6 protein-coding genes are annotated in these 3901 nt (G+C 69.6%); 2 read left to right on the top strand and 4 right to left on the bottom strand.

The genetic code is table 11. The features are described 5' to 3' along the window. Both GTP55_RS29035 and GTP55_RS29030 read left to right on the top strand, forming a co-directional pair. The coding region (locus GTP55_RS29035; RefSeq protein ID WP_161048239.1) for a universal stress protein at positions 1-397 on the top strand (397 nt) is incomplete at its 5' end. 92 nt (positions 398-489) lie between these two features. Then, positions 490-1017: a flavodoxin family protein gene (locus tag GTP55_RS29030; protein ID WP_161048238.1), complete on the top strand. Its 528-nt coding sequence runs from the start codon at positions 490-492 to the stop codon at positions 1015-1017. An 83-nt stretch (positions 1018-1100) separates the two neighbouring features. On the opposite strand, the gene GTP55_RS29025 is transcribed toward GTP55_RS29030, so the two are convergent. From GTP55_RS29025 to GTP55_RS29010, 4 genes are all read right to left on the bottom strand, one after another. Continuing rightward, complete coding sequence (locus tag GTP55_RS29025; protein ID WP_161048237.1) at positions 1101-1637, bottom strand: general stress protein; 537 nt, start codon at positions 1635-1637, stop codon at positions 1101-1103. A gap of 21 nt (positions 1638-1658) precedes the next feature. Continuing rightward, on the bottom strand, positions 1659-2054 hold the full coding sequence (locus GTP55_RS29020) for a carboxypeptidase regulatory-like domain-containing protein (protein ID WP_161048236.1): 396 nt from the start codon (positions 2052-2054) through the stop codon (positions 1659-1661). A gap of 112 nt (positions 2055-2166) precedes the next feature. Beyond that, positions 2167-2886 (bottom strand): lipid-binding SYLF domain-containing protein, encoded by a 720-nt coding sequence (locus tag GTP55_RS29015; protein ID WP_161048235.1) that lies wholly within the window; start codon positions 2884-2886, stop codon positions 2167-2169. Positions 2887-2898: 12 nt separating this feature from the next. Beyond that, complete coding sequence (locus tag GTP55_RS29010) at positions 2899-3561, bottom strand: BON domain-containing protein (protein ID WP_161048234.1); 663 nt, start codon at positions 3559-3561, stop codon at positions 2899-2901. Positions 3562-3901: the final 340 nt, after the last annotated feature.

The following is a 3901-nucleotide window of genomic DNA, read 5'->3' as shown; positions in this document are numbered from 1 at the left end:
AGCGGAGCCGGCGGCGGCGGCGCCGGGCCGCCATCCGTTGCTGGCCTGGGACGGCAGCCGCGCGGCGGCGCGCGCCATCAGCGACGCCTTGCCGCTGCTCAAGCTGGCCGCGACGGTGACGCTGCTGGTGCTCAATCCGGCCACGCACACCTACGGCATGGAGCCCGGCGCCGATATGGCGCTGCTGCTGGCACGCCATGGCGTGCCGGTGACGGTGATGCGTGAGTACACCACGGCCCCGATCGGCGAGGCGCTGCTGGGCGCGGCCGCCGAGTGCGGCTGCGACCTGCTGGTGATGGGCGGCTACGGCCATGGCCGCGCGCGCGAGACGCTGCTGGGGGGCGTGACCCGCGCGGTGCTGGCCGACATGACGTTGCCGGTGCTGATCTCGCATTGACCGCGGCCGCCGGCGGGAACCAGCAACTGGCGGCGCGGTCCAATCAGTATCGGCGCCGCCAACGGCCGCCGAAGCCTGACAGGGGAATTGCCATGAAATCGATTCTGATCGTGTACTACTCGCACACCGGCGTCACGGCGCAGGTGGCGCACGCGCTGGCGCGGACCTGCGGCGCGGACCTGGAACAGATCACCGAACCGCAGCCGCGCCAGGGCGTGGCCGGCTATCTGCGCGCCGTCTGGCAGGCGTTGCGCCAGCAGCCGGCGCCGATCAACCCGCCGCGCCACCATCCGGCCGACTATCCGGTCGTGGTGCTGGGCACGCCGGTCTGGGCCGGGCACCTCAGTTCGCCGATGCGCAGCTACATTCTGCAGCAGCGCGAACACTTCCGCCACGTCGCGCTGTTCTGCACCATGGGCGGCAGCGGCGGTGCCGGCGTGCTCACCGCGATGGCGGATCTGTGCAACAAGCTGCCGATGGCCACGCTGTGCGTGCGCCAGCGCGACGTGCTGGCGGAACGCTACGCCGCTGCACTGACCGAGTTTGTCCATGAACTGCCGACCGCGGAACCGGCGGAAGAGCGGCTGGCCGCAGCCGACGGCGCGACCCGGCCCGGTTAGGCGGGTCGTCCACTACCGGCGGCGGCGTCAGCCCCTTCAGTACGCGTGGGCAAGGCGGCTCACCAGCGCCGGCCATGCGTCGCTCAACTTGCCAGCGGCGGCCTGACATGCCGCTCAAGCGAAGCAAGACCGGAGTGTGCCAGCAACTGCTCCGCCCGTGACAGGTCGCGCGCATCGCCGTGTACGACCAGCATGAACTTGTCGGCGCGGATCGCGGTTTCATAGCGCAGCACGGAATCGGGCGGCATGCCCAGCGCGCTCAGCGCGCCCACCAAGGCGCTGGCGCCACCGACCAGCACGGCGCCCTCCAGGCCGCCGAATATGGCGGCGGCCAGCGGCCCAAGCACGATGACGTGCCCGACCACCGGGACAAACAGCAACGCCGAGCCGAACAGGATGCCGACCAGGCCGCCCCAGAAAGCGCCATACTTGCCGCAGATCCTGGCCCGCTCGCCCGCATTCAAGAATCCCACCACATGCTCTTCGGTCTGATAATCCCGGCCGATGATGGAAATTTTTGTCATGTCAAAGCCCGCCCGCTGCAGCGCCTTGACCGCCGCTTCCGCCTCGGCGTGCGTGTGATACACCGCGACCGCAAGGTCGTTATTGCTGTCGGTCATGTTGTGCTCCTCTCGATGAACTCAGTGGGGATCCCAATAAAAATACAGCTCGCGCGCGCCGTGCTGCCGCACCTGGGCGATGCGTGACAGCGTGTCGCCGTGGGCGGTGGCCGAGACCCGGTAGCGCCCCGGCGCCAGGTGCAGGTCGCAGAGCGGGCCGGGCGAGACAAAGCTGGCGAGCGGCCGGCCCGCCGGATCGCTCACCGTCACCGCGACGTCGGCCAGGTACTCGCCGCTGCCCTTGGTGGCGAACGTCAGGCGCAGATTGTGGCCGCTCTGGGCGGTCGCCATCGACGCACGCTCGTCGGCGCCGATGCCGCTGCTGCCCTCGCATCCCGCCGCTGCCGCGTCCTGCGCCGCCGCCGCGCCCAGCCGCAACAGGCCGACGGTCAAGGTCAAAGTGATTATGGATTTCATGGTGGTTCCTTTGCGCGCCATTCCCGCCGATCCGCCAGCGCATGGCCGGCGGCCGGCAGCGAATGGGACACCGGCGCCGTGCACAGCGCAGGCCACCGGCGCGTTGATGGACTCAGCGGGTGAGCGCCGAGGCCTGGCCCAGCGCCTGCTGCAGCGGCTGCGCCTGCGGATTGCTGACGCTGCCGTCGGCGATATCCTTGGGCGACAGCGCTCGGCCATAGTAGGCGTTGGTCAGCGACTGGTTATAACGGATGTCGTTCAGGCCCACCGTGACGGCGTCACCGAACAGGCCCTTGGTCGCCCCCCAGGCCACCACGTCGCCATTGCCGGCCGTGCCCTGGGCCAGCTTCGACCAGTTGAACACGGTGAGTCCGGCGGCAGCGCTCAGCGAGAAATTGTTTTTCTTCATGAACTCACCGACCGCCTTGTCATTGTTGAGCACCATGGCCAACGCCCCGCCTTCGGCGCCAGCCTGCAGGCCCACCGTCAGGCCGCCCAGGTCGTAGAACGCCGGTCCGCTCCAGCTGCCATCCGCTCGCTTGAGCAACAACAGCCCGGCGCCGCCATGGGCGCCGACGCCCAGCGCCGCGCGCCCATAAGCGGGCACGATCAGCACGCCTTTGGCCTGTTGCAGCAATTGCTTCATGCGCGGCTCGGCCTCGAGCTGGCGCACCACGCGCATGGCATCGGTGACGCGCTCGGTGGCGCGCTGCGCCGGCCGCGCGGCGGTATCGGCGCGCGGCGCATCATCGGACTGCGCCAGGGCGGCGCCGCCGGCCAGCGCGGCCAGCAAGGCCAGCGCCGACAGAGGAGAGTGATGATTGATGTGCATGGCAGGCCTCCGTCAGGATTGCAGCGTCGGGTCGATGCTGATCAAATTGTTGACATGGGTGACCCCGGGCGCCAGCCAGGCCGCCCGCTCCGCCGCCTTGCGCTCGCTCCACGAGCGCACGTTGCCGTGCAAGGTCACCGTATTGCCGCTGGCCTCGACCCGCAGCCGCGCTGCGTCCAGCGCCGCATTGCGGTGGAAGGCGGCGACGATCTTGTGCTGCACGTCGGCCGCCGCCACCGTCGGATGCAGCGTGATCTGATTGAGCACCTGGCGCACGCCGCGGATGCGCCGCACCGCCTGCTCGGCCCGTTCACGCTGGTAGTTCCATTCGACCTCGCCCTTGAGCTTCAGCGTGCCGTCATCGACCACCAGCTGGATCGCGTCGGCCGAGTGCGGCAACTGGTAGCGCAACGCCGAGGCGGCCTCGCGCGCGATGTCGGCGTCGAGCCGGGCCTCGCCGGCCAGCCGCACCTCGAGTTCGTCGGCCACGCCGGCCACCCCCGCCACCCGTTGCGCGGCGCGTTCCGCCGCCACCTTCTGCGCGTAGCTGCGGACAAAGCCGCTGAGCGTGACGATCTTCTCCCGCACCGCCACGCCGATGTCGTTGGCGCTGATATCAGCGTCCCATTCGAGCTCACTCTCCACATGTTTTCTGATGTCGCTATCGGTATGCATCTGCTTCTCCCGTCATAGAATGGTCTGCCTGCGTGATCTGCCTGCGCGCCGTCGTGAGACGGGACGCGGCCCACCCCATGCTAGCGCCACGCCGCGCGGTACGTTTAACCTGCATCAGGGGATGCCATGGAACTTTTAAATGATGGGCGCTGCCGCGCCGTTGACGGTGAACCCGGCAGGCCGCCGCCGGTCCAACCAGCAGCGAAAGGACATGTATGCGAACACCACTGCGCAACCGCGACCAGGCCGGCGGCTGGCGTGCCGCGACCACCAGCCCAGGCGGCGCCACCATGCCCGCCAGCGCCGCCGCGCCGGCCGCGCTGCCGTTCTGGCGCCTGCC

The organism is Duganella margarita (assembly GCF_009857535.1).
Taxonomy (GTDB): domain Bacteria; phylum Pseudomonadota; class Gammaproteobacteria; order Burkholderiales; family Burkholderiaceae_D; genus Rugamonas; species Rugamonas margarita.
This window is presented reverse-complemented; position numbering and strand designations above follow the sequence as displayed.

Excerpts from the sequence above, each read along its gene's own strand:
- GTP55_RS29015 (WP_161048235.1), bottom strand. The coding sequence starts at position 2,886 with ATGCACATCAATCATCACTCTCCTCTGTCGGCGCTGGCCTTGCTGGCC.
- GTP55_RS29010 (WP_161048234.1), bottom strand. The coding sequence starts at position 3,561 with ATGCATACCGATAGCGACATCAGAAAACATGTGGAGAGTGAGCTCGAA.
- GTP55_RS29030 (WP_161048238.1), top strand. The coding sequence starts at position 490 with ATGAAATCGATTCTGATCGTGTACTACTCGCACACCGGCGTCACGGCG.
- GTP55_RS29020 (WP_161048236.1), bottom strand. The coding sequence starts at position 2,054 with ATGAAATCCATAATCACTTTGACCTTGACCGTCGGCCTGTTGCGGCTG.
- GTP55_RS29025 (WP_161048237.1), bottom strand. The coding sequence starts at position 1,637 with ATGACCGACAGCAATAACGACCTTGCGGTCGCGGTGTATCACACGCAC.